Genomic DNA, 22,250 nt, shown 5'->3' on the forward strand with positions numbered 1-22,250 from the left:
GGGTTGGGGGAGAGACCCACTTAGTCTCCCCTGGGAGGGAGAGGGATGGATCGGGCTCAGGTTGGGCGGGCGTCTAGCCCAAGGCGATGGTTTTGATTTCGAAGGGTTTGAAGGTCAGGTCGATGGTGTTTGCGCTATCGGCCAAAAGGGACGTGTCCGTCTCGTAGAGATCGGTTTCGCTGATCCTTGTGGCGTTGGGCAGGGTCAGGGTCACCGCGCCGGCCTGGTTCTGGGTTTCCCAAAGGCGAAGCACCGTGCGCTTGCCGTCTTCGCTTTGCTTGACGGTTTCGATGGCGATCTGGTCGCTTGAGAGGGTGGCGAGGGCGGTGAGGCTTGGCGCGGTCGTCGCAGAGCCGGAAAGGAGACGGAGCGGCTGGTTGAAGGCGGTGGCGGCGTTGTGGACGGCTTGCAGGTCGCCGGCGTGGACGAGGAGCGCGTAGCGCAGGCGATGTTCGCCCTGATCGGCTTCGGGCCAGGGGAAGACAGGGGATTTGACCAGTGTCAGGCGCAGGGTCGAGCCCTTGGCATCGTAGCCATATTTGCAATCGTTGAGCGCGGCGACGCCGAAGTCGGCCTCGCTGAGATCGACCCAGCGGTGCATCGAGGTTTCGAAGCGCGCCTTGTCCCAGGACGTATTGGCGTGGGTCGGGCGGGTCAGGTGGCCGAACTGGGTTTCGGCGCGGCTGACATCGGTGCGGATGGCGAGCGGGAAGCCGGTCTTGAGGAGCGTCTGGTGCTCGTGCCAATCGATCATGGTGTCGAACTCGAGCTGGGGCGCGTTGGCGGCGAGGGAGATCACCTGGACGATGCGGGAATTCTCATAGGTCCATTCGAAGCGGATGGCAGCGCGCCAGGGGCCGGTTTCGACCACTTCGGCCGAGACCAGGGTGTCGACGGGCCAGGACTGGTCTTCGACATAATCGTCGATGTCCCAGGCGTCGAAATCGATCGGGATGTCGCGATGGGCGAAGAAGGCATTTCCGAGCTTGCCGGGCTCGAGGGCCTCACGGTTGCGCGCCTTGTCGAAGAGCGATGTCAGCTGGCCGCGCGCGTTGAAACTGGCGCGGAGGGCGGCGTTTTCCAAGTGGGTGGCGGAGACGGAGAGCGTTGTCTCAGGCGCGGATGCCGTCGCCTCGGCGAAGGTCAGGGCTGTTGCGGAAAGTGGGGCAAAGCCCATGGAAGGCGCGACCGCTTCAGTGCTGCTATCGGCGCGGGTGATGGTTTGGGTCGGAATGGTCTGGCCGGAAACGGTGATCGCGGTGGTGCCCGCAGGTAGGGTCAACAGATCGGTGCGGGTCAGGCTGGTCGAATTGAGGACCGCGTAACTGTCGGTTGTCGCGAGGGGCGCGGCAAGCTGATCGCGAAGGGCTGCCGCTTCGGCGAAGAAGCCGGCGTAGTCGCGGTCGCTGTCTTCATAGACGAAGCCAATGGACGTGCCCGGCAGGATGTCGTGGAACTGGTTGAGGAGGACCGTCTTCCAGAGGCGCTCAAGCGTGGCCTTGGGGTAGGCGATACCGTGCCTGCTCGCGAGGACGGCCAGAACTTCGAGATCGTGGAGGGTCTGTTCGGCCAGGCGATTGTTGCGTTTGTTCTTGGCCACCGAGGTCAATGTGCCGCGGTGATATTCGAGATAGAGTTCGCCGACCCAGCTCGGGAAGGCTTCTGGCTCACGGTTCATGCGGGTGACAAGACGCCGAAAATAGGGCGCCATGGGTTCGTGGCGGATCTTTGGGCAGCCGGGAATGCCGCGCTCCATGCGGCGAACATTTTCGAGCATGCCCCGGGTCGGGCCGCCGCCGCCATCGCCATGGCCATAGACGAGGAAAAGTTCGTCGTGGAGGCCCTGTTGGCTGAAGCGTTTCCAGGTGCCCATGACATGGCTGGGGACAAGATCGGGGCAATAGGTGGTGTTGATCCCATCATATTCGTAGCGCTGGGTGGTGAGGAAATAGGCCGGGACCCTGGTGCCATCCAAACCCTGCCAGAAGAAGATTTCGTGCGGCATGCGGTTGGTGTCGTTCCAGCTCATCTTGTGGGTGATGAAGACGTCTAGGCCGGAGAGAGCCATGAGCTGGGGCAGGGCGGCGGTGTAGCCAAAGGTGTCCGGAAGCCAGACAATCCTGGGCGTCACGCCGAATTTTTCCTGGTGGTATCTAACGCCTTTGGTGATGTGTCGGACGAGGCTTTCGCCCGAGGCGATGACGACGTCGGGTTCGAGCCAGAGCGCGCCCTCGATTTCGAACCGGCCGGCTTCAACCTGGGCGCCGATGCGGGTGAACAGCTCGGGATAATCCTCTTCGAGATAATCGAGCAGCACGCCCTGATTATACATGAAGCGGTAGTCCTCATATTCGTCCATCAGCGACAGGGCATTGGCCATGGAACGCGCCATTTTCTGGCGGGTTTCGCGGACGCGCCAGAGCCAGGCGACGTCGATATGGGTGTGGCCGGTGGCGACGATCTCGGGCATGGCATCGGCGTCGGCCTCGGCATAGAGTGCGTCGGCGCGGGTGCGGGCGGCTTCGAGGCTGGCGGCAAAGCGCTCGGGATTGCCTGGGCGCAGGTCGATGAGGTCGATGGCTTCATCGATATGGCGGAGGAGCCGGGCGCGGCGGGCGTCGTCGGGTTTGAGAAGCCGGGCGACGTCGAGCGGGACTTTGAGGTCATAATAGACGATCTCGGCGAGGCGATCGAGGGTGACCAGTTCGACGGCAAAGCCGAGCTGGCGGCGGTTTTCGATGGTGCCGGCCTCGATGAGAATGTCGATGCTCTCGCCACCCATGGCTTTGGGGGTGATGCGGAATTCGCGGTGATTGCCATCGCCGCCGCTGGCGATCTTGCCGTTGAGGCGCACGAGGAGCTGGGGATCGCTGCGGCCCATGACCGAGCCGAACTGCGCCTCGACGCGACCAAAGACGGGCTTTCCGTCGAGCTCATGCGGCAGGGTGACGGCGCCGCCGAACCAGTAATAGCCGTCGGGCTCGCCCCAGACGAGATTCTGGTCGACATCAATCCAGCCGCTGCGGTCTTCGAGCGCAGCGCGATCGCGTTCGCCATTTCCGGCCTGCCGGTATCTGAGCGGCACGACAATGCCGGTGCGCAGGAAGATGCGCTCACGGAGCACGGAGAGCAGGCGGTCGAGCTTGGCAATGCGGGGCATGTCTTGTCACTTCGAGGCGTGTGAGAGGCTGATTGAGGGCAGGCCATAGTGATGCAGCTGGTGGACGAGGCAAGGCCTGGGCTGAACAAAAAAGAAGCGATGGCCCGATGATTGACCCAAACCGGCATGGCAAGGGTATAAGGGGCGCGCCGGACACTGGCCGGATGCGGACGAAACCGCATCGGGCGAGGCTGTGCCGGAGCAGCTGGTATGTGAGGATCGATGGCGCGAGGCTTGGGAAAAGTCGGAATCAAGGACGTCGCCGGGGCGGCAGATGTCTCGGTTTCCACAGTCTCTCACGTGCTCAATGGCACGGCGCCGATTTCGGCAGAGGTGCGCGAGCGCGTGCTCAACGCCGCCAATGCCCTGGGCTATCTGGCGCAGCGCCGCACCAAGGCGGCGATCAGCGTGCTGCGCACGGTTCTGTTGGCGGTGCCAACCGACGCGCTGCCGCTCAGCGACAACAATCTCTATTCCTGGAGCCTTCTGAGCGCCTTGACGCGTGAGTGCGAGCGCCGTGCCATCCGCATCGTGCCGTTCGAGGTCGACAAGCCGACATTGAGCGGAAGCGTCATCGTCGAGGCGGCACAGGCCGCCGAGGCCGATGGCATTTTGCTGCTCAATGACGATCGCTCGGAGCTTCTGCGCGAGATTGCCCGCTCGAAAATTCCGGCGGTGCTGATGAACGGCGAAGACCATGAGATGCAGGTCGATAGCGTGACGCCGGGCAATCGCTTTGCCGCCCGCCATGCCACCAACTGGCTGATCGGGCAGGGGCATCGCACCATCCTTCACATGACCTGGGAAGGGCGCTCGACCATAAGGCGGCGCCTGGATGGCTTTCTCGAAGCATTCCGCGTCAATGGCATCCCCGCCAGTCATGCGCGAATCGCCCTGTCGGACGGGTTTCTGCCGCAGCTCGGCGAGCAGGCGATGCTGGCCTGGCTCGACGCGAATTCCGGACTGGATGGGGTGACGGCGATTTTTTGCGCCGCAGATAATCTGGCGCTGGGGGTGATGGAGGCGCTTACCCGTCGGGGAATCAGCATGCCCGGCGATGTGTCGGTGGTCGGCTTCGACGGCGTGGCCCTGGGCGAGTTCACCAATCCGCCGCTGACGACAGTGGCCGTACCGCTCCACCATATGGGCGTTTCGGCGCTCAACCTGCTGGAGATGCGGATTGTCAATGCCATGATGTCCCCTCCTGCGCATCGCCTGGAACTGGGGTGTCGCCTGATTGTGCGCAAGAGCGTGCGCAGCTTGGCCTAGCCCCGGTCCGGATGTGCTCCGAACAAAGCCTTGAGCATGTGCTCGCGCGACAGCTGCAGGGCACCCAGGAGGCCGGCACGCGGGCCGCTATGGCTGCGCTCGAGCGCAATGTCCCGGGGCCAGGCCTCGGCAATGCGCCGGCTTACGCGTTCGATCAGCTCGATGCGCGATCCGACGCTGCCGCCGAGCACGACACGATCCGGATCGATCAGCGCCATGATCGCGAGGATGGCGCGCACCACATGGTCGGCGGTGGTGTCGAGCGTTTCCGTTGCCACCTGGCTGCCCTGGCAGGCGGCCTCGAAGATTTCGCGGACCGAATGCTCCGTCGGGCCACCGGCGGCGACATAGGCGCGCCTGATGCCAGCTTCTCCGACCCGGTCTTCCATGATGGAACCGTGCTGGTCTGCGGTCCAGATCGGCAGGTAGCCGACTTCGCCAGCCCCGCCATGGGCGCCGCGCAGGAGTTTGCCATTGACGACAAGCGCCCCGCCAATACCTGTGCCCAGCGCGACGAAAGCGACATTGTCTCGCCGTTCGATGTCGCTGTGCACCAACTCACCCAGAAGGGCCAGGTTCACGTCGTTGTCGATCAGGACATCGATGTCGAGCGCCGCCCTCAGGGCATCGGCAAAGTGCCCCTCCTGCAGGCCGGGGAGGTTGTCGGCAAAGCTCAGCGCTGCATGGGTGGGGTGGACCGCAGCCGGCACACCAACCGCCAGCGCACGCACGCGATAGCGCGGGACCTGCGCGTTCTCGCAGAGCGTATCGATCAGACGGCATACCTGATCGACCAGGTCGGCCAGGCCGCCCCGGGAGGTCGGTTCGTTGATCTCGGCCAGGATGGTGCCGCGCATATCGGCGACAGCCCCGGCAATCTTGGTGCCGCCAATGTCGAGGCCGACCGTGAGCGCCGCGTCGGATCGGATGCTGTAGCGTCTCTCCGAGCGACCGGGTGCGCCACCCAGGGCGCCTTCGACCTCAACGAAGCCGTTTTCCTCGAGCTCGGCCAGCAATTCGGAGACGGCGAGGCGAGACAGGCCGACGCGCTGCGCCAGGAGTGCGCGCTGGGCTGGTCCATCGACCAAAAGGGCTTCGGACAGTAGGCGTAAGTAACCAGCTTGTGAATTTTTTCGTGCAGAAAGCGGAAGTCGGCGCGGAGGGCGCGACGCCGCAACATTTTGATTTTCCATCAAATCCCCTCCCAACGGTCGTTCGGCCCCTCTCGATTTGCCGCAAAATGCGTCGCAAGACAATCTCAAAGTGAAATTTTTTTCATCTTGATTGATCGGGTTGGCGATGCATAGTGTAGGAACATGCAGGCTATAAACGGCAGGTTACATGACGTTTCTGCAGGCAGGAAAAGCTATCCGGGGTTTGCGCGGCATCGTTAGTGAAAATATTTTAATAACGTAAGGCGTGAATTCGACCGCTTGGAAGGAGGTTCCGAGCAATGGGAGGGAAGAACATGACTTTGAAGAAGTGGCTCAATCGCGCTGCGATGGTGGCATTGTCCGCCACGGCGATGACGAGCGCGGCCTGGGCGTTCCAGGAATCGCCTATGCTGACCGAGATGGTCGAGGCCGGCAGCCTGCCGCCTGTCGAAGAACGGCTTCCGGCCAACCCGACGGTGATCAATGCGCTCGAAGTTGGTCAATATGGCGGCACCTGGCGTCGCGCCTATAGCGGTCCGGGCGACCGCTGGGGTCCGACCAAGCTCATGGAAGAGCGCGTTCTCAAGTGGGCCGCTGGTCCCGATGGCACGGCGGAGCTGACCCCAGGTTATATCGAAAGCTATTCGGTCAACGACAATTCCACCGAATTCACCTTTACCCTGCTCGATGGCCTCAAATGGTCCGATGGCGCCCCGGTGACCACCGAGGATGTGCGCTTCTGGTACGAGGACGTGTTCCTCAATCCCAAGATCATCGGCACGATCGATCCGACCTTCTCTCCCGGTGGCGTGCCGATGGAAATCGAGATCAAGGACGAACGCACCTTCACGGCCAAGTTCGCCCAGCCCTATGTGTATTTCCTGCAGATCCTGGCCAAGGATTCCACCGGCGAACCCAGTCTGGACCGCGCCAGCTTCGTCTTCCCCAAGCACTATCTCAGCCAGTTCAACGACAAATATGCCAGCGAGGCCGACCTGGCCGCGGCTGCAGCCAAGTTCGGCGTGGCCAGCTGGACCGATGTCTGGGGCTCCAAGGGTGCGGTTACAGCCTGGTGGGCCAATCCCGAACTGCCCGTGCTGACCGCCTGGAAGATCGAGACCCCGGCACCGGCAGAGAACGTCACCATGGTGCGCAACCCCTATTACTGGGCCGTCGACCAGGAGGGCAATCAGCTGCCCTATATCGACCGCATCAATCATCGGCTCTACCAGGATCCGCAGAGCCTGGCGCTGATGGTGGCGCAGGGCCAGATCGACGCCCAGGACCGCGGCATGTCGCAGCCCTTCGACTTCTACAAGGACAATGAAGAGCGCGGCGATTACCGCATCGTGCCCTGGCTGGGGTCGGGCGTCTGGTCGCTCATTCCCAACCTCAACACGACCGACGAAGTGCTGCATGCGCTTTATGCGGACGAACGCGTGCGCCAGGCGCTCTCGGTTGGTCTGGATCGTGAACTGATCATCGAGCTCACCCAGTCCGGGCTGGCCAAGCCGATCCAGGCGGCCCCGGTCAGCGGCTCTCCCTATTACCAGGAAGACCTGCAGAACCACTGGACCGAATACGATCCCGACCTGGCCGATCAACTGCTCGACGAAGCGGGCCTGGCCGAACGCGATGCCGAAGGCTTCCGCTTGCGTCCCGACGGCAAGCGGTTCACCATCGTTGTGCAGGGCGGCGACGCGATCCTTGCCAAGCAGCTCGAGCTGATCGCCGAAAGCTATTCCGAGATCGGCATCGAAATCCTGCCGCGCGTCATGGATCGTACCCAGTTCGATACCAACCGCACGAACAACGATTTCGACATGCAGTACCTGGTGTTCGACCGCCTCACCTATGTGCCGGCCGATCCGCGCATCATGATGGGTTCGGAAAGCTACGCCAACCAGTCCTATGTCTGGTACAGCACCGATGGCGCCAGCGGCATCGCGCCGCCGGAAGGCAGCAATTTCCAGAAGATCTACGACCTCTGGGATACAGCATCGAGCGCGGCAACCCTGGAAGATGCCGACGCCGCCATGAACGAGCTGATCCGCACGTTCGTGGAAAGCGGCTATGTCATCGGCGTGCATGGTGAAGGCACTGTGGTGAATGTGGTGTCCAACCGCATGCACAATGTGCAGGCAGACCTGGTCATGGACGATATCTTCCGTGAAGTGGGGCTCTCCCGCACGCAGCAGTACTGGCTCGACCAGAACTGATCACCCGTTCGGGCGCGGTCCTCCCACCGCGCCCGCCACCGGCCCTGCGGGGCCGGTGACCGACGACATCCCGAAGCGCCGGACGCTTCCCTCGGATGATACCGCTCAATATGTGCGCCCGATCCGCGCCCCGTGATCGTCAGGTGCCTCCGGAGACAGGTCATGCTCGCCTTTATTGTTCGGCGGTTGCTTCTGGCGATCCCGATGCTGATCTTCATTTCGTTCATCTCCTTCGTCATCATCCAGCTGCCGCCGGGTGACTATGTCACTGCCTATGTCGCGCAGCTTGCGCAGGGCGGCGAATACATTTCGCAAGCGCAGCAGGAGGCGATGCGCGAGCGCATGGGTCTCAACGACCCGATGATCGTGCAATATTGGCGCTGGATCACGGCGATCGTGTTCCGTGGCGACTTCGGCTATTCGCTCGATTGGAACGCGCCGGTGTCGAGCCTGATCTGGGATCGCCTGGCGATTACGCTGGCGCTCTCGACCGCCAGCCTCGTCATCACCTGGCTGATCGCCATCCCGGTCGGCGTCTATTCCGCCACCCGCCAATATTCGGTGCTGGACTATGTGTTCACCGTGTTCGGCTTCCTCGGCAAGGGCACGCCGGACTTCCTCCTGGCGCTGATCCTGATGTGGATCGCCTTTGTCTATATGCAGCTCGATGTCGGGGGCCTGTTTTCGTCGCAATATCAGAATGCGCCCTGGTCCTGGGGCAAGTTCATCGACCTGTTGCAGCATCTGTGGATACCGCTCGTCGTGCTGGGCACGGGCGGCGCGGCCGGCCTTATCCGCGTCATGCGCGCCAATATGCTCGACGAATTGGGCAAGCCCTATGTCGAGACCGCCTATGCACAGGGCCTGTCCGAGCGGCAGGTTGTCTGGGGTTATCCCGTCCGCGTCGCGCTCAACCCCTTCATCTCGACGGTCGGCTGGGCCCTGCCGGCGCTGTTTTCGGGCGATGTCATCACCGCCATCGTCCTCAACCTGCCCACCACCGGGCCGCTGCTGCTGCAGGCGCTCAAGATGCAGGACATGTATCTGGCCGGCAGCTTCATTCTCATCCTCAGCGTCTTCACCGTCATCGGCACGCTGATCTCAGACATACTCCTGGCGTGGTTCGACCCGCGCATCCGTTACGCGTGAGGTGCGGGCCATGACAGAGCAAACTCTTGCCGCCGAACCGATCAATGCCAAGAAAGAAGACCTCTATTCCGCCAAGCCGTGGCAGCTGGTATGGCGCAGGTTTTCCAAGCATATCCTTGCCGTTATCTCGCTGTGGTTTCTGGTGATCCTCGCCCTTTCGGCGATCTTCGCCGAATTCGTGGCGCCCTATGATCCATTCAAGGTCGAGCGCCTGCGCACCATGGCGCCACCGACAGGCGTCCACCTCTTCCACGACGGCCAGTTTGTCGGCCCCTTCGTCTATGCGATGGAGCGCAGTCGCGACCCGGATACGACGCGCGTCACCTATCAGCCGGACACGTCCGAGCCCTTGCCACTTCGTTTCTTCGTAGCCGGCAGCGACTATTCGTTCTTCGGTCTGTTCAAGACCGATATTCACCTGTTTGGCGTCGAGGGTGGCCGTCGCGACCAGATCAACCTCCTGGGCACCGACGATCTTGGCCGTGACGTGTTTTCGCGCCTCATTCACGGCGCGCGCGTTTCGTTGTCAGCCGGTCTGGTCGGGGTGGCCTTTGCCTTCGTCCTCGGCCTGACCCTGGGGTCGATCTCGGGCTATTTCGGTGGCTGGATCGATGGCTCGATCCAGCGGCTGATGGAGCTCATCCGCTCCATTCCCACCATCCCGCTGTGGATGGGACTTGCGGCTGCGCTGCCCGTCGTCTGGGACCCGCTCATCGTCTATATCCTCATCACCTTCATTCTGGCGCTGATCGGCTGGACCTATCTTGCCCGTGTGGTGCGAGGCCAGTTCCTGGCGCTCCGCAATGAGGACTATGTGTTGGCCGCGCGGCTCTCCGGCGCCAGCGAATACCGGATCATTACCAAGCATATGCTGCCCTCGATGACGTCCTACATCATCGCGGCGCTGACCCTGGCCGTGCCGGAAATGATCCTGGGGGAGACGGCACTGAGCTTCCTTGGCCTCGGACTGCGCCCGCCGGTGGTCAGCTGGGGCGTGCTGCTGCAGGACGCGCAGAATCTGCGATCGATTTCGCTTGCGCCCTGGCTCCTGGCGCCAGGTGGCGCCGTGGTCCTCACCGTCCTCGCCTTCAATTTCCTTGGCGATGGTCTGCGCGATGCGGCCGATCCCTATGGGCAATAAGACCATGACCAATCAAAATAGTGCTCCGGAACGCCTGCTCGAGTTGGACAATGTGCATGTGCATTTCCCGCTGCGCGAGGGGCTCGTCAAAGCCGTCAACGGCGTCTCCTATCACGTGAACAAGGGCGAGGTTCTCGGCATTGTCGGGGAATCCGGCTCGGGCAAGTCGATCACTGCCCGTGCCATTATGCGCCTGCTGCCCAAGCGGGCGGAGGCGCCCGAGGGGCGCATCAGCTTCCGTCCGCGCAATGGCGAGAGCTATGAACTTTCCGCGCTCGGCCGCAATAGTCGGGCCATGCGCCAGGTGCGCGGCCAGCATATCGGCATGATCTTCCAGGAGCCGATGACCGCGCTGTCGCCGGTGCACACGATCGGCGCCCAGATCATGCGGACTGTCCAGCTGCATATGGGGCTCAGCCGCCAGGCCGCCCGCGCCCGTGCCATCGAGCTTCTGGCCAAGGTGCAGATGCCGCGGCCCAATGAATTGGTCGATGCCTTCCCGCATCAGCTCTCGGGCGGCATGCGGCAGCGGGCGATGATCGCGCTGGCCATTTCCTGCAATCCGAGCCTGCTCATCGCCGACGAACCGACCACCGCTCTCGACGTGACGACGGAAGCGCAGATCCTGGAACTGCTCAAGGAACTGCAGTCCGAATTGGGCATGGCGATCATCTTCATCACCCACAATTTCGGGGTTGTCGCCGATATCGCCGACCGGGTTTCGGTGATGTATCTGGGCAAGATCGTCGAGACCGCTACGGTCGACGACATCTTCTACGCCGCCAAGCACCCCTATACCCAGGCGCTGCTGCGTTCCATTCCGCGGCTCGGCGTCGATCAGGGGCGGCGGCTGCCGACCATTCCGGGCATGGTGCCCGATCCGTTCAGCGTGCCATCCGGCTGCGCCTTCAATCCGCGCTGCAGCCATGCGGTGGCGGGTATATGCGACACGCAGGTGCCGCCCGAGAAAATCTTTGGCTCGCAAATGTCGCGCTGCCACTTTGCCGAACAGTTTGCTGCCCGGGAGGCCGCCCATGTCTGAGCTTCCGGTCCTCGACCATTCCAGCCTGCCGGATGACGTTCTCTTCTCGGTTCGCAACCTCAAGAAGTATTTTCCGATCCAGGCCGGCTGGCTCAAGAAACATGTCGGTGACGTCAAGGCGATCGACGACGTATCCCTCGATATCCGAAAGGGTGAAACGCTTGGTCTCGTCGGCGAAAGCGGCTCGGGCAAATCCACCGTCGCCCGGCTCATGCTGCGTGCCTATGAGCTGACCGATGGCCAGATTCTGTTCCGCCGCGCCAATAATGAGATCGTCGATCTCTCAAAACTCAGCGATCGCGAGATGCGGCCGTTGCGCGCCGAGATGCAGATGATCTTCCAGGATCCCTATTCCTCGCTCAACCCGCGCATGACCCTGCTCGAACTGGTCGGCGAACCCATGGTCATCCATGGCGTCGGCTCGCCGGGCGAAATCAAGGATCGCGTCGCCGAGCTGTTGAAGGTGGTGGGGCTGCGCCCCGAATTCATCAATCGCTATCCCCACGCATTCTCCGGTGGCCAGCGCCAGCGTATCGGCATTGCCCGCGCTCTGGCACTCAATCCCAGCTTCATTGCCGCGGACGAAGCGGTGTCGGCGCTCGACGTGTCGGTTGCGGCGCAGAACATCAATCTGCTGCAGGACCTGCAGGAGCAGTTCGGGCTCACCTACCTGTTCATTACCCACGATCTGGGCATGGTGGAGCACATCTCCGACCGCGTCGGGGTGATGTATCTGGGGCGGTTGATGGAAGTTGCGCCGACCAGGTCGCTGTTTTCGAGGCCGCTCCACCCCTATACCGAAGCCCTTATGGCCGCCGTGCCGCAGCCCGATCCGCGCGGTAACCGTACGCGCAAACGCGTGCCACTCAAGGGCGAGATTGCCAACGCGGCCAATCCGCCATCGGGCTGCAATTTTCACCCGCGCTGCCCCTATGCGCAGCCCAAATGCAGTGCCGAAGTGCCGGCGCTGCGTGATGTCGAGGGCGGGCGCCAGGTGCGTTGCCATTTCGCCGAGGAGCTGTCGCTGGTCGGGGCAGTGGCGTGAGCGAAATCGTGTTGCAGGCCGACGCTGAGCTGGCGGCGCTCTATGCGCCGCATTTCCGCTTCGACAGCGCCGAACCGTATTTTCCCCATGCATTGGGTTATTCGGTGTTCCGCGGCCCCGGCCGCTCGCCCTCAAGCAGGTTCGAAATCGACCCCGCCGGTGCCCTGACGCTTGAATATGCCGTCTATTACGATTGGGATATCGGCCATCTCTATGATCTCGAGCATGTCTGGGTGCATGTCGATAGCGCCGGACAGGTCATCCGTGTCGAGGCCTCGGCGCATGGCGGTCGGCGGTTCATGGATATCGGCAGCGGCCTTCCCGAGATGGTTGACCGCCATGCGGTCCTCTATGTCGAGGCTGGCAAGCATGCCCATTGGGCGCATCCGCACCATATGAGCGCGGCGGACCGCCAAAAGCTCACCGCGCTTTGCGGTGCGCTGGCGGGTGTCGAGGGTGTTCATCGCGGCAATTTCTTCGCCGAACGCGGCGCCTATGTCGCGGCTCCCAAGGCCCATCGACTTGCGCGGCTCAAGCTGCAGGGCGACGCCTTCGTGCCTCGGCACAGCTATGAGGAACGGGCAGCACCGGCGCCTCTGCTCCCATGGGCGGAACTCGAGTGCATCATTCCCCAGCGCATTACCGAAATCATGGTCGGGCTTGAAACCGCTCAATCGCATTTTGGCGCAATTTTCCTCGATTGCGGCGATACGCTGATCGACGAGCGTACCGAGGTCAAACTGCCGGGCAGCGAGGTCGTCATTCGCGCCGACCTTATTCCTGGCGCCAGGGAAATGATGGATGCGCTCAAGGCTGAAGGTCACATGCTGATCCTTGTCGCGGATGGCCCGCGCCAGACCTTCGTCAACATGCTGACCCATCACGGCCTGTGGGATCATTTTGATGCCCATATCATCTCCGAGGATGTGGGCGTGCACAAACCCGATGCGCGCATGTTCGATGCTGCACTGGCGGCGGCCGGTCTCAGCCGCGAGGACGGCTGGCGCACCGTCATGGTGGGCAATAACCTGTCGCGCGATATCTGCGGCGCCAATGCCCTGGGGATCACCTCGATCTTCATGGCCTGGTCGAGCCTGCGGACGCACGCGCCCGCCAATGCCTCAGAGGTGCCCGACTACCGCATCGAGACCCCGGGAGAACTGCCCGGCCTTCTCGAAAGGCTCGAGGGGCTCATCAAGTACCGCGTTCCCTACGCTCACCGTTAACGCCATGCGACCGATAGGCTAAACATGTCCGCGCCCCTGCTTACTCTTTCCCGCGGCGACAGCGTGACCGCCTGGGAGCTTTCGCCCACCACCGCGATCTATTATCCGGGCACGCCCGCCCCGGCGCGTGACCCGCAAAACTATCACTATATCAACGGCTTCGTTGATGTCGGGGATCTGCCCTGCCGCGTCGCCACCTGGCGCGATGTCGCCACGCGCACTGTTGCGCTCCAAACCGACTGGCCGGTGGAAAGCCTCAACCTGCCGGGCAGCAATCGCCGGGTCGAGTTCACCCAGTTCCGCTATCGCCCGACGCGGCTGAGCCGCTGGTGCCGGACGCGCATTGCAGCGCCTGAAGATCGCTATTGCTCGTTCCGCCTGACCACCTGCGGGGCTATCCATATCTGGGTCGACGGGTTGCTCGCCGCCCGCTTCGAGCCCTTTACCCGCAACCAGGCGCAGGAAACCGTGGTGCACCTGCCGATCAAGGCGGCGGGCAGCGAGGTCATCGTCCTGAGCGAGGACATGGCCGAGCGCGACACCAATTGGTTCTTCGAGCTCAGCCTTGTAGACCAGGTGCGGCTCGACATTTTCCTGCCCGGCGCCGAGGTCGGCGAACAGGCAGAGGCGCTCAAGGCGCTGGCCGCCCAGGTTCGCTGCCGCGGCGACGTGGTGAGTGAGGATGACGACATTGTGCTGATTTTCGATACGGCGCCCAGCATGGATGTCGAGATCGAGGTTACTGTTGCCAGCACGTCGCATAGCCATGCCAGCGCGCTCAATCGCCGTGTAACGCTCAAGGCCGGGGCGACCGAGGTCTTCGTCTGCCATGGCCGCGAGGTGCCGGATGGCTATTACAATGTTCCGCTGATGTTCAGCATCGGTCCGTCTCGCGTGGAGCGGGTGATCGGCTGCGCTGTTCTGCACGCCCTCGTGCCGGGCGATATCCCCGGGGATCTTGCTGGACGCAAGCAGCTGGCGCTCGAGCATGCGGCCCGCCATGGCGAAGATCGCATGGGTACGGTTGTTGCGCTGCTCGAGACCGGGCAGGGCGCTGATCCGCGCATCCGGCCGATCCTCGAGGATACGCTGCAATCGATCGAGGAACGGCATGATTGTGCCGACTTTGTCGCCGTGCCTCTGCTGTGGGCCTATCAACGCCACGCGCCAGATTTTCCGCAGGATTTGCGCCGGCGCACAGAAACGGTCCTGCAGGGATTTCGCTATTGGGTGGATGAGCCGGGCAATGACGTGATGTGGTTCTGGAGCGAAAACCATGCGCTCTGCTTCCACGTCTCGCAGCTGCTTGCCGGCCTCGCCTGGCCCGATGCGATATTTTCGGCCTCGGGTCGCAGCGGCCGCCAGCAGGCGGAAGTCGCCCTCGAGCGCTTGGGATCGTGGCTTGATGCCGTCGAGGAGGACGGGCTCGCCGAATGGAATTCCTCGGCCTATTACCCCGTCGACTTCATCGGCCTGCTGGCGCTTGCCGAACTGGCGCCCGAAGCCATTTCCGGCCGCGCCAAGGGGCTCTGCGATCGCATCTTTAGCATGCTGGCGCTGCATACGCTCAACGCGGTTCCCGCCGGCTCGATGGGCCGTGCCTATGACAAGGAGCTGCGCGCCGGCCCGCTGACCGAGCTTGCCCCGTTTGCCGCGGTGGCCTTCGGCAAGGGCTGGCTGAATAGTGGGGTCGCCTCGCTGCCGCTCTTTGCTGCCGGCAGGTACGAGCCGCCCACCGACCTCTGGCGCCATGCCCAGCCGGCGCGAGGCGAGACCATCTCGGCGCAGTACCGCCAGGGATTTGGACCGGCGGCGCTGCTGACGCTCCACAAGACGGAAGGCATCCAACTCTCCACCAATAGCGGTGCGCGGGCGGGCGGCTATGGGCACCAGCAACACGTCATCGACCTGCGCTTTGCCAGCCACCCCATGGCGCGCAGCTGGATCAACCATCCTGGCGAGGACGATCCCTGGGGCAATCAGCGGCCATCCTACTGGGCCGGCAATGGCAATCTGCCGCGGGTTCTCCAGGACGGCGGCACGGCACTGGTTCTCTATCGTCTGGACGCGGATGCGCGGCTCGACTTCACCCATATCTATGCCGCGCGCAGCGGCCTCGAGCATCATCTTGATGGCGACACGCTGATCCTCAAGGCCGGGCAGGCGCTGGTGGGCTACAAGGCCACGTCGCCGCTGATGCCTGTTACCACCGGACCCGGTGCGGGGCTCGAATATCGCCAGATCGGCCGACAGCAGGGCTGGGCGGTGATCACGGCCGACGGGCAGGATCTCGATCAGTTCACGAGGCAGCTTGGGGCGATGCGGCTGCATCTGGGGGATGACGGAACGCGCCTGGTTCTCGGTGGGCCGCATCGATCGGACCTTTGCCTTAACTGGACACGATCGGCCGAGGAAGAGGCGCGCATCGGGCAGGCGAGCGCCGAGCCATCGATCACCCGGCGCGCCGCGCCCTGACCCTGGAGGAACCGGATATGCCGCAGGACCGCATCGAGCCGATCGCCCCCGGGCCGTTCGAGGCCAATTGGGCGTCGCTGAAAAGCCAATACCGCCCGCCGGACTGGTTCCGCGACGCCAAATTCGGGATATGGGCGCATTGGGGACCGCAATGCCAGCCGGAGGCTGGGGACTGGTATGCGCGGCACATTTACATGCAGGGCCATTGGCAGTCCGATGTGCACCGCAAGACCTATGGTCATCCTGCCGATGCCGGCTTTATCGACGTGATCGGCGACTGGAAGGCCGAGAACTGGAATCCGGACGATCTGCTCGACCTCTATGTGAAGGCCGGCGCGAAATATTTCGTCGCCATGGCCAATCACCACGACAATTTCGACAATTACGCGTCGCGCTGGCATGGCTGGAACGCGACCCGCATGGGACCGATGCGCGATATTGTCGGCATCTGGGCGGAGAAAGCCCGGGCGCGTGGGCTCAAATTCGGCGTGTCCAATCACGGCGCCCATGTATGGCACTGGTGGCAGACGGCCTATGGCTACGACCCGGAGGGCGAGCGCGCCGGGGAGCGCTATGATGCCTCGACGCTGACGCGGCAGGACGGCGCCGGCACGTTCTGGGAGGGGCTGGACCCGCAGGATCTCTATGGCGGCCCGATCATGCCGCTGCCCGGCGGCATCACCGATGCCAAGGCGGCCGAGCAATGGCACGAGGCCCATGATGGCGTCTGGGACGAAGCGCCGCCCGAGACCAATCCAGCATTTGTCGACAGCTGGTATCGGCGCTGCAAGGACCTGGTGGACAGCTATCGGCCGGACCTGCTGTATTTCGACAATCATGACCTGCCCCTGGGGCAGGCGGGCCTCGACATGGCCGCCCATTTCTACAATGCGTCGCTGGGCTGGCATGGCGGGCGGATGGACGTGGTTCTGAACACCAAGCTCCTGCCCAGCGAGCGCGCCGGCGCGCTGGTGGAAGATGTCGAGCGCGGCTTCCGCTCGGACATCGTCCCGCAGCCCTGGCAGACCGACACCTGTATCGGCGACTGGCACTACCGGCGCGATCTCTACGAGAACAAGCGCTACAAGACGGCCGCTTCGGTCATCCATCGGCTCTGTGACGTGGTCTCGAAAAACGGCAATCTGCTGCTCAGCGTGCCGATCAGGGGCGATGGCAGCATTGATAGCGAAGAACGGCGTATCGTCGAAGAGATCGGAGACTGGACTGCGCGCCATGGGGAGGCGATTTTTGGCTCGCGTCCCTGGCGGATCTCGGGCGAAGGTCCCACCGCGCTGCCCGAAGGGCTGTTTGGCGAATCCGCGGCGCGCCCGTTCACCGGCGATGACGTGCGCTACACCACTAGAGGTGGCATGCTTTACGCCACCACCCTGGGACCGAAAACCGGCGAGCTGTGTCTGGCCGCGCTTGCCACCGGGACGGCAACCGGGGCAGGGCAGCTGGAGCGGGTGGAGGTTGTGGGGTCAGAAGCCGCCCTCGATTTCCGCCAGGACCATAGCGGCCTGCACCTCGCCATCCCCGACCGAGCCGGGCACTCCTTTGGCGCGGTGCTCCGCATTACGGGCAGGGGTTTGGTGTGATGGCGGCGCCGAATTGCCGGGCGTGCGGTGCGCATGGCTATCTGGAAGTCATGCCTGTCCCAGGGGCGCTCTAATCGCCCCAAGCTGTCTGGCCGTCATTGGTCCAATTTCCAGCGGACACTCACAAAGTCAAATTTAGTTGGTAGATCGACAAAACGGGACGGTCCGCGATCGGCCACATCATGTTCGGTGCTGGCCACCATGCAGAACCGCTGTGCTGACCGCGAAATTGCGGTTTTGGTTGGTGGGAAGCCCGATGGGGGGGCCGCAGTTCTGGAGGACGGCGCAAGGGGTATCTGCTTATCCAGGAAATCCGCGGAAATGAAAAAGGCCCCGATTTCGGGGCCTTTTGATCGATTGCTTCAGCCTGAGGCGGACTGTTGGGTCCATTGAGGCAGGATGCGGATGTACGGGATCAACTTGTGTGGGTCTTTACATCACCGCTGGCTAGGGCGGCTCAACTGCACCCAGTCGTTGTCCCACACGTATCGCACTTCAGGCAGGTGCCGTTTCGGACCATGGTGAAGTTGTGGCACTCGGTGCATTGGTCGCCGGTATAGCCTTTCATCTGGGCTTCGGCACGCAGCAGGCCGGTGTCTTTTGAGGGCGGCGGGGCCGGGATGGGGTGGAGCTCGGCGGCGTTGAGGGCCGTCGCGGCGGGGTCGATCTTGAGGGCCGTGGCACTGCGCAGGGCTGTCACGGTCGACGTGCTAGCGGCGGCCTGGGGGGCGTAGCGGGCGGCGTCGGCGGTGGGGACCAGCATCAGCGAGGCATTGGCCGTCTTGCCACGGGTCATGCCGCGGGAGACGAAGCGCTCGGCGGGCACCGGGGCCGGCGACGCCGCACTGGGACGCGCGCCATGGTCTTCGGCGACGCCCTTGCCGAGCGAGGTCGGGCTATCCGGATTGACGTGGGCGAGATCGTTGCGGTCGAGATAGGACACGGCCAGCTCGCGGAACACGTAGTCGAGGATCGAGGTCGCGTTCTTGATGCGGTCATTGCCCATGACCATGCCGGCCGGCTCGAAGCGAGTGAAGGTGAAGGCCTCCACATATTCGTCCAGCGGCACGCCATATTGCAGGCCCAGCGAGATGGCGATGGCGAAATTGTTCATCATGGCGCGGAAGGCAGCGCCTTCCTTGTGCATGTCGATGAAGATTTCGCCCAGGCGACCATCGTCATACTCGCCGGTGCGCACATAGACCTTGTGGCCACCGACCACGGCCTTCTGGGTGTAACCCTTGCGGCGATCCGGCATCTTTTCGCGCTCGCGAAAAACCTTTTCGACGATCTTTTCGACGATGACCTCGGTGCGGGCGGCAGCGGGCAGGGCGGCAATAGCCTCGACCACATCCTCGTCGTCTTCGTCGTCAGCGGCGGCGAGCACGGAGGAATTGAGCGGCTGGCTGAGCTTGGAGCCGTCGCGATAGAGTGCATTGGCCTTCAGCGCCAGGCGCCAGGAGAGCATATAGGCGTTCTTGGCGTCCTCGACGGTGGCGTCGTTGGGCATGTTGATGGTCTTGGAAATCGCGCCCGAAATGAAGGGCTGGGCGGCCGCCATCATCAGAATGTGCGATTCCACGGAAAGGTAACGCTTGCCGATCTTCCCACAGGGGGTGGCGCAATCGAAGACCGGCAGGTGCTCGGCCTTGAGATGCGGTGCACCTTCGAGGGTCATGGCGCCGCACACGTGGATGTTGGCGGCCTCGATGTCCTTCCGGGAGAAGCCGAGGAAGGGCAGCAGCTCGAAGGAGAAGTCGTTGAGCTGCTCGTCGGTGACGCCGAGCGACTTGAGGAAATCCGGGCCAAGCGTCCACTGGTTGAAGACGAACTTGATGTCGAAGGCCGAGGCCAGCGCCTTGTTCAGCGCTTCGATCTTCTCGTCGGAAAAACCCTTCTGGCGCAGGGTGGACGGATTGACGCCCGGGGCCTGGTTCAAATTGCCGTGACCAACGGCATAGGCTTCCATTTCGGCGATCTGGTCCTCTGAATAGCCCAGGGTGCGCAGAGCCGGAGGTACGGCGCGGTTGATGATCTTGAAATAGCCGCCGCCCGCGAGTTTTTTGAATTTCACGAGTGCAAAATCGGGCTCGATGCCGGTCGTGTCGCAATCCATCACCAGGCCGATGGTGCCGGTGGGGGCGATAACGGAAACCTGGGCGTTACGGTAGCCATGCTTTTCGCCGAGGGCGAGGGCATTGTCCCAAGCGAGCTTCGCGCGCTCGGACAGAGCGGCGTCGCCGACATTGGCATGGTCGAGCGGCACCGGGTTGATGCTGAGCTCTTTATAGCCGTCGGCATGACCATGGGCGGCGTTGCGATGGTTGCGGATGACGCGCAGCATGTGCTTGGCGTTGCGCTTATAGTCCTTGAAGGGGCCGAGTTCCTTGGCCATTTCGGCCGAGGTGGCATAGCTGACGCCGGTCATGACGGCGGTGATGGCGCCAGCAATGGCACGACCCTGCTCGCTGTCATAGGGAATGCCCGAGGTCATCAAGAGGCCGCCGATATTGGCGTAGCCGATGCCCAGCGTGCGATATTCGAACGAGCGTTCGGCAATGGCGCGGGAGGGAAACTGGGCCATCATCACCGAGATTTCGAGCACCACGGTCCAGAGACGGACGGTGTGTTCGAAGGCGGCGGTGTCGAAGGACGAGTCCTTGTTGCGATAGGGCAGCAGGTTGACCGAGCACAGGTTACAAGCCGTGTCGTCGAGGAACATATATTCCGAGCACGGATTGGACGCCACGATCGGGCCGGCGGCGGGCGAGGTGTGCCACTCATTGATGGTGGTGTGGTACTGGATGCCGGGATCGGCCGAGGCCCAGGCTGCGTAACCGATCTGTTCCCAGAGGTCCTTGGCCTTGAGCGTCTTGGTGACATTGCCCTTGATGCGGCCGATGAGGTTCCAGTCGCCATCGTTCTCGACGGCGTTGAGGAAATCGTCGGTGACGCGCACGGAATTGTTCGAGTTCTGGCCGGAAACGGTCAGATAGGCCTCGGAATCCCAATCGGTGTCGTAGATGGGGAATTCGAGATCGGTGTAGCCCTGCTTGGCGAACTGGATGACGCGGAAGATGTAGTTCTCCGGGACCAGGGCCTTCTTGGCGGCGCGGACTTCACGCTTGAGGGCAGGGTTCTTGGCCACGTCGAAGCAGTCATCGCCCGAACCTTCACAGTTCACGGCGGCCTTCATGATGGCCTTGAGATGCTTGGAGACGACCTTAGAGCCGGTGACGAGGGCCGCTACCTTCTGCTCTTCCTTCACCTTCCAGTTGATGTACTGCTCGATATCGGGGTGATCGATATCGATCACCACCATCTTGGCAGCGCGGCGGGTGGTGCCGCCGGACTTGATGGCACCGGCAGCGCGATCGCCGATCTTCAAAAAGCTCATTAGGCCCGAGGACTTGCCGCCGCCGGAGAGCTTTTCGCCCTCGCCGCGCAGCTTGGAGAAATTGGTGCCGGTGCCGGAGCCATATTTGAACAGGCGCGCTTCGCGGACCCAGAGATCCATGATGCCGTTTTCGTTGACGAGATCATCGTCAACGGACTGGATGAAGCAGGCATGCGGCTGGGGATGCTCGTAGGCCGACTTGGACTGGACGAGCTTGTGGGTGAAGGGGTCGACGTAGAAATGGCCCTGGCCGGGGCCGTCGATGCCATAGGCCCAGTGCAGGCCGGTATTGAACCATTGCGGGGAATTGGGAGCGACGCGCTGGGTCGCGAGCATGAAGGCCAGTTCGTCGAAGAAGGCGCGGGCGTCGTCTTCAGAGTCGAAATAGCCGCCCTTCCAACCCCAATAGGTCCAGGTGCCGGCGAGACGATCAAAGACCTGGCGCGAATCCATTTCCGAGCCATAGCGATCGGCTTCCGGCAGCTTGGCGAGCGCAGCTTCGTCGGGGACGGAGCGCCACAGCCAGGACGGCACGGAATTTTCTTCGACCTTCTTCAGAACCTTGGCAACGCCGGCCTTGCGGAAATATTTCTGCGCGATGATGTCGGTGGCGACCTGCGACCAGGTCGCCGGCACGGCAATGTCCTCGAGCTTGAAGACAACGGACCCATCGGGATTGCGAATTTCGCTGGTGGCGGCGCGAAACTCGATGGAGCCGTAGCGATCCGCGTTTGCAGACGTGAAACGACGTTCAATGCGCATGAATGGTCTCTGATTGGCGATAGACAGGAATTGTCTCAAACATCGCGCCGATTCCGGGTCAAACACAAGGGCTGGTGTTTGTGCCGGACGAGCATGGCTACCTGTAGTAGATATGCACTAAAACTGTGCAATCAAGTGCAACCGCTTGGCGGCAAATGACTTTTTGCGGAATAACCATGTGGAAACCATGGCGGCGGGTTTCTGCGCCCGAGGGGGTGGAGGGCAGAGAATCGCCCACAAATCCTAGTCAACAGCCTTTGTTGCGTCGGCTTTGTGACAGGCAGCAGATTTTCCACAGCCGTGGGTGGGCACAATATCTAGGTGGTGGCGCGCCGCCACCGGCACTGCCGCTGGTAAGAGTGGTGTAGAACGGGACGAGGACGGGCCTCAACGCCTTGGGGCCAGTGGTCGATGGGCAGGGCAGGAGCCGGGCCGAAACGGGCAGGGCCGGTCCCTGATTTTGAGGGCAGGGCTATCGAATATGGGCTTGAGCGTGCTGCACACCCCCTCCCAACCTCCCCCTGAAGAAGGGGGAGGAGCCGCATCGCGTTGTGGGCAAGAGTTAGTCAAAAGCACCGGTCGGTCTCCCTCCCCCTTGCGGGGAGGGCTATCG

General features: G+C 62.9%; 12 protein-coding genes. 9 read left to right on the forward strand and 3 right to left on the reverse strand.

Annotated features, from left to right (window positions below):
- Nucleotides 1-73 precede the first annotated feature (73 nt).
- Nucleotides 74-3,160, reverse strand: a complete 3,087-nt coding sequence (locus DEVEQU_RS18695) for an alpha-mannosidase (RefSeq protein ID WP_126152124.1) — start codon at nt 3,158-3,160, stop codon at nt 74-76.
- Nucleotides 3,161-3,394: 234 nt separating this feature from the next.
- Between DEVEQU_RS18695 and DEVEQU_RS18700 the strand changes: the two genes are divergently transcribed.
- Nucleotides 3,395-4,429 carry a LacI family DNA-binding transcriptional regulator gene (locus tag DEVEQU_RS18700; protein WP_386849516.1) on the forward strand — a complete coding sequence of 345 codons (1,035 nt, stop codon included), beginning with the start codon at nt 3,395-3,397 and terminating at the stop codon, nt 4,427-4,429.
- Here DEVEQU_RS18700 and DEVEQU_RS18705 read toward each other — a convergent pair.
- Nucleotides 4,426-5,517, reverse strand: a complete 1,092-nt coding sequence (locus DEVEQU_RS18705) for an ROK family transcriptional regulator (RefSeq protein WP_164550483.1) — start codon at nt 5,515-5,517, stop codon at nt 4,426-4,428. The genes DEVEQU_RS18700 and DEVEQU_RS18705 overlap by 4 nt on opposite strands.
- Before the next feature lie 380 nt (nt 5,518-5,897).
- On the opposite strand from DEVEQU_RS18705, the gene DEVEQU_RS18710 reads away from it, so the two are divergent.
- The 8 genes from DEVEQU_RS18710 to DEVEQU_RS18745 all read left to right on the forward strand — a co-directional run bounded on the left by DEVEQU_RS18710 (nt 5,898) and on the right by DEVEQU_RS18745 (nt 17,478).
- The gene (locus tag DEVEQU_RS18710) at nt 5,898-7,802 is read left to right on the forward strand and encodes an ABC transporter substrate-binding protein (RefSeq protein ID WP_223214289.1); all 1,905 of its coding nucleotides are present in this window, start codon (nt 5,898-5,900) and stop codon (nt 7,800-7,802) included.
- 162 nt (nt 7,803-7,964) lie between these two features.
- On the forward strand, nt 7,965-8,951 hold the full coding sequence (locus tag DEVEQU_RS18715) for an ABC transporter permease (RefSeq protein ID WP_126152127.1): 987 nt from the start codon (nt 7,965-7,967) through the stop codon (nt 8,949-8,951).
- Nucleotides 8,952-8,961: 10 nt separating this feature from the next.
- Nucleotides 8,962-10,092, forward strand: coding sequence for an ABC transporter permease subunit (locus DEVEQU_RS18720; RefSeq protein WP_126152128.1), 1,131 nt, complete (start codon nt 8,962-8,964; stop codon nt 10,090-10,092).
- A 4-nt stretch (nt 10,093-10,096) separates the two neighbouring features.
- Entirely contained in the window at nt 10,097-11,134 is a 1,038-nt protein-coding gene (locus tag DEVEQU_RS18725) for an ABC transporter ATP-binding protein (RefSeq protein WP_126152129.1), read from the forward strand.
- Nucleotides 11,127-12,179, forward strand: a complete 1,053-nt coding sequence (locus DEVEQU_RS18730) for an ABC transporter ATP-binding protein (RefSeq protein ID WP_126152130.1) — start codon at nt 11,127-11,129, stop codon at nt 12,177-12,179. Before DEVEQU_RS18725 ends, DEVEQU_RS18730 begins: the two co-directional genes overlap by 8 nt.
- The gene (locus DEVEQU_RS20035; RefSeq protein ID WP_206437891.1) at nt 12,176-13,405 is read left to right on the forward strand and encodes an HAD family hydrolase; all 1,230 of its coding nucleotides are present in this window, start codon (nt 12,176-12,178) and stop codon (nt 13,403-13,405) included. The genes DEVEQU_RS18730 and DEVEQU_RS20035 overlap by 4 nt, the downstream gene beginning before the upstream one ends.
- 24 nt (nt 13,406-13,429) lie before the next feature.
- Nucleotides 13,430-15,880, forward strand: coding sequence for a hypothetical protein (locus DEVEQU_RS18740; protein ID WP_126152131.1), 2,451 nt, complete (start codon nt 13,430-13,432; stop codon nt 15,878-15,880).
- A 17-nt stretch (nt 15,881-15,897) separates the two neighbouring features.
- Complete coding sequence (locus tag DEVEQU_RS18745; RefSeq protein ID WP_126152132.1) at nt 15,898-17,478, forward strand: alpha-L-fucosidase; 1,581 nt, start codon at nt 15,898-15,900, stop codon at nt 17,476-17,478.
- Between the two features lie 457 nt (nt 17,479-17,935).
- Here the strand turns inward: DEVEQU_RS18745 and DEVEQU_RS18750 are convergent, their stop codons facing one another.
- Nucleotides 17,936-21,637, reverse strand: coding sequence for a vitamin B12-dependent ribonucleotide reductase (locus DEVEQU_RS18750; RefSeq protein ID WP_126152133.1), 3,702 nt, complete (start codon nt 21,635-21,637; stop codon nt 17,936-17,938).
- Nucleotides 21,638-22,250 lie beyond the last annotated feature (613 nt).

The organism is Devosia equisanguinis (assembly GCF_900631955.1).
GTDB classification, from domain to species: domain Bacteria; phylum Pseudomonadota; class Alphaproteobacteria; order Rhizobiales; family Devosiaceae; genus Devosia; species Devosia equisanguinis.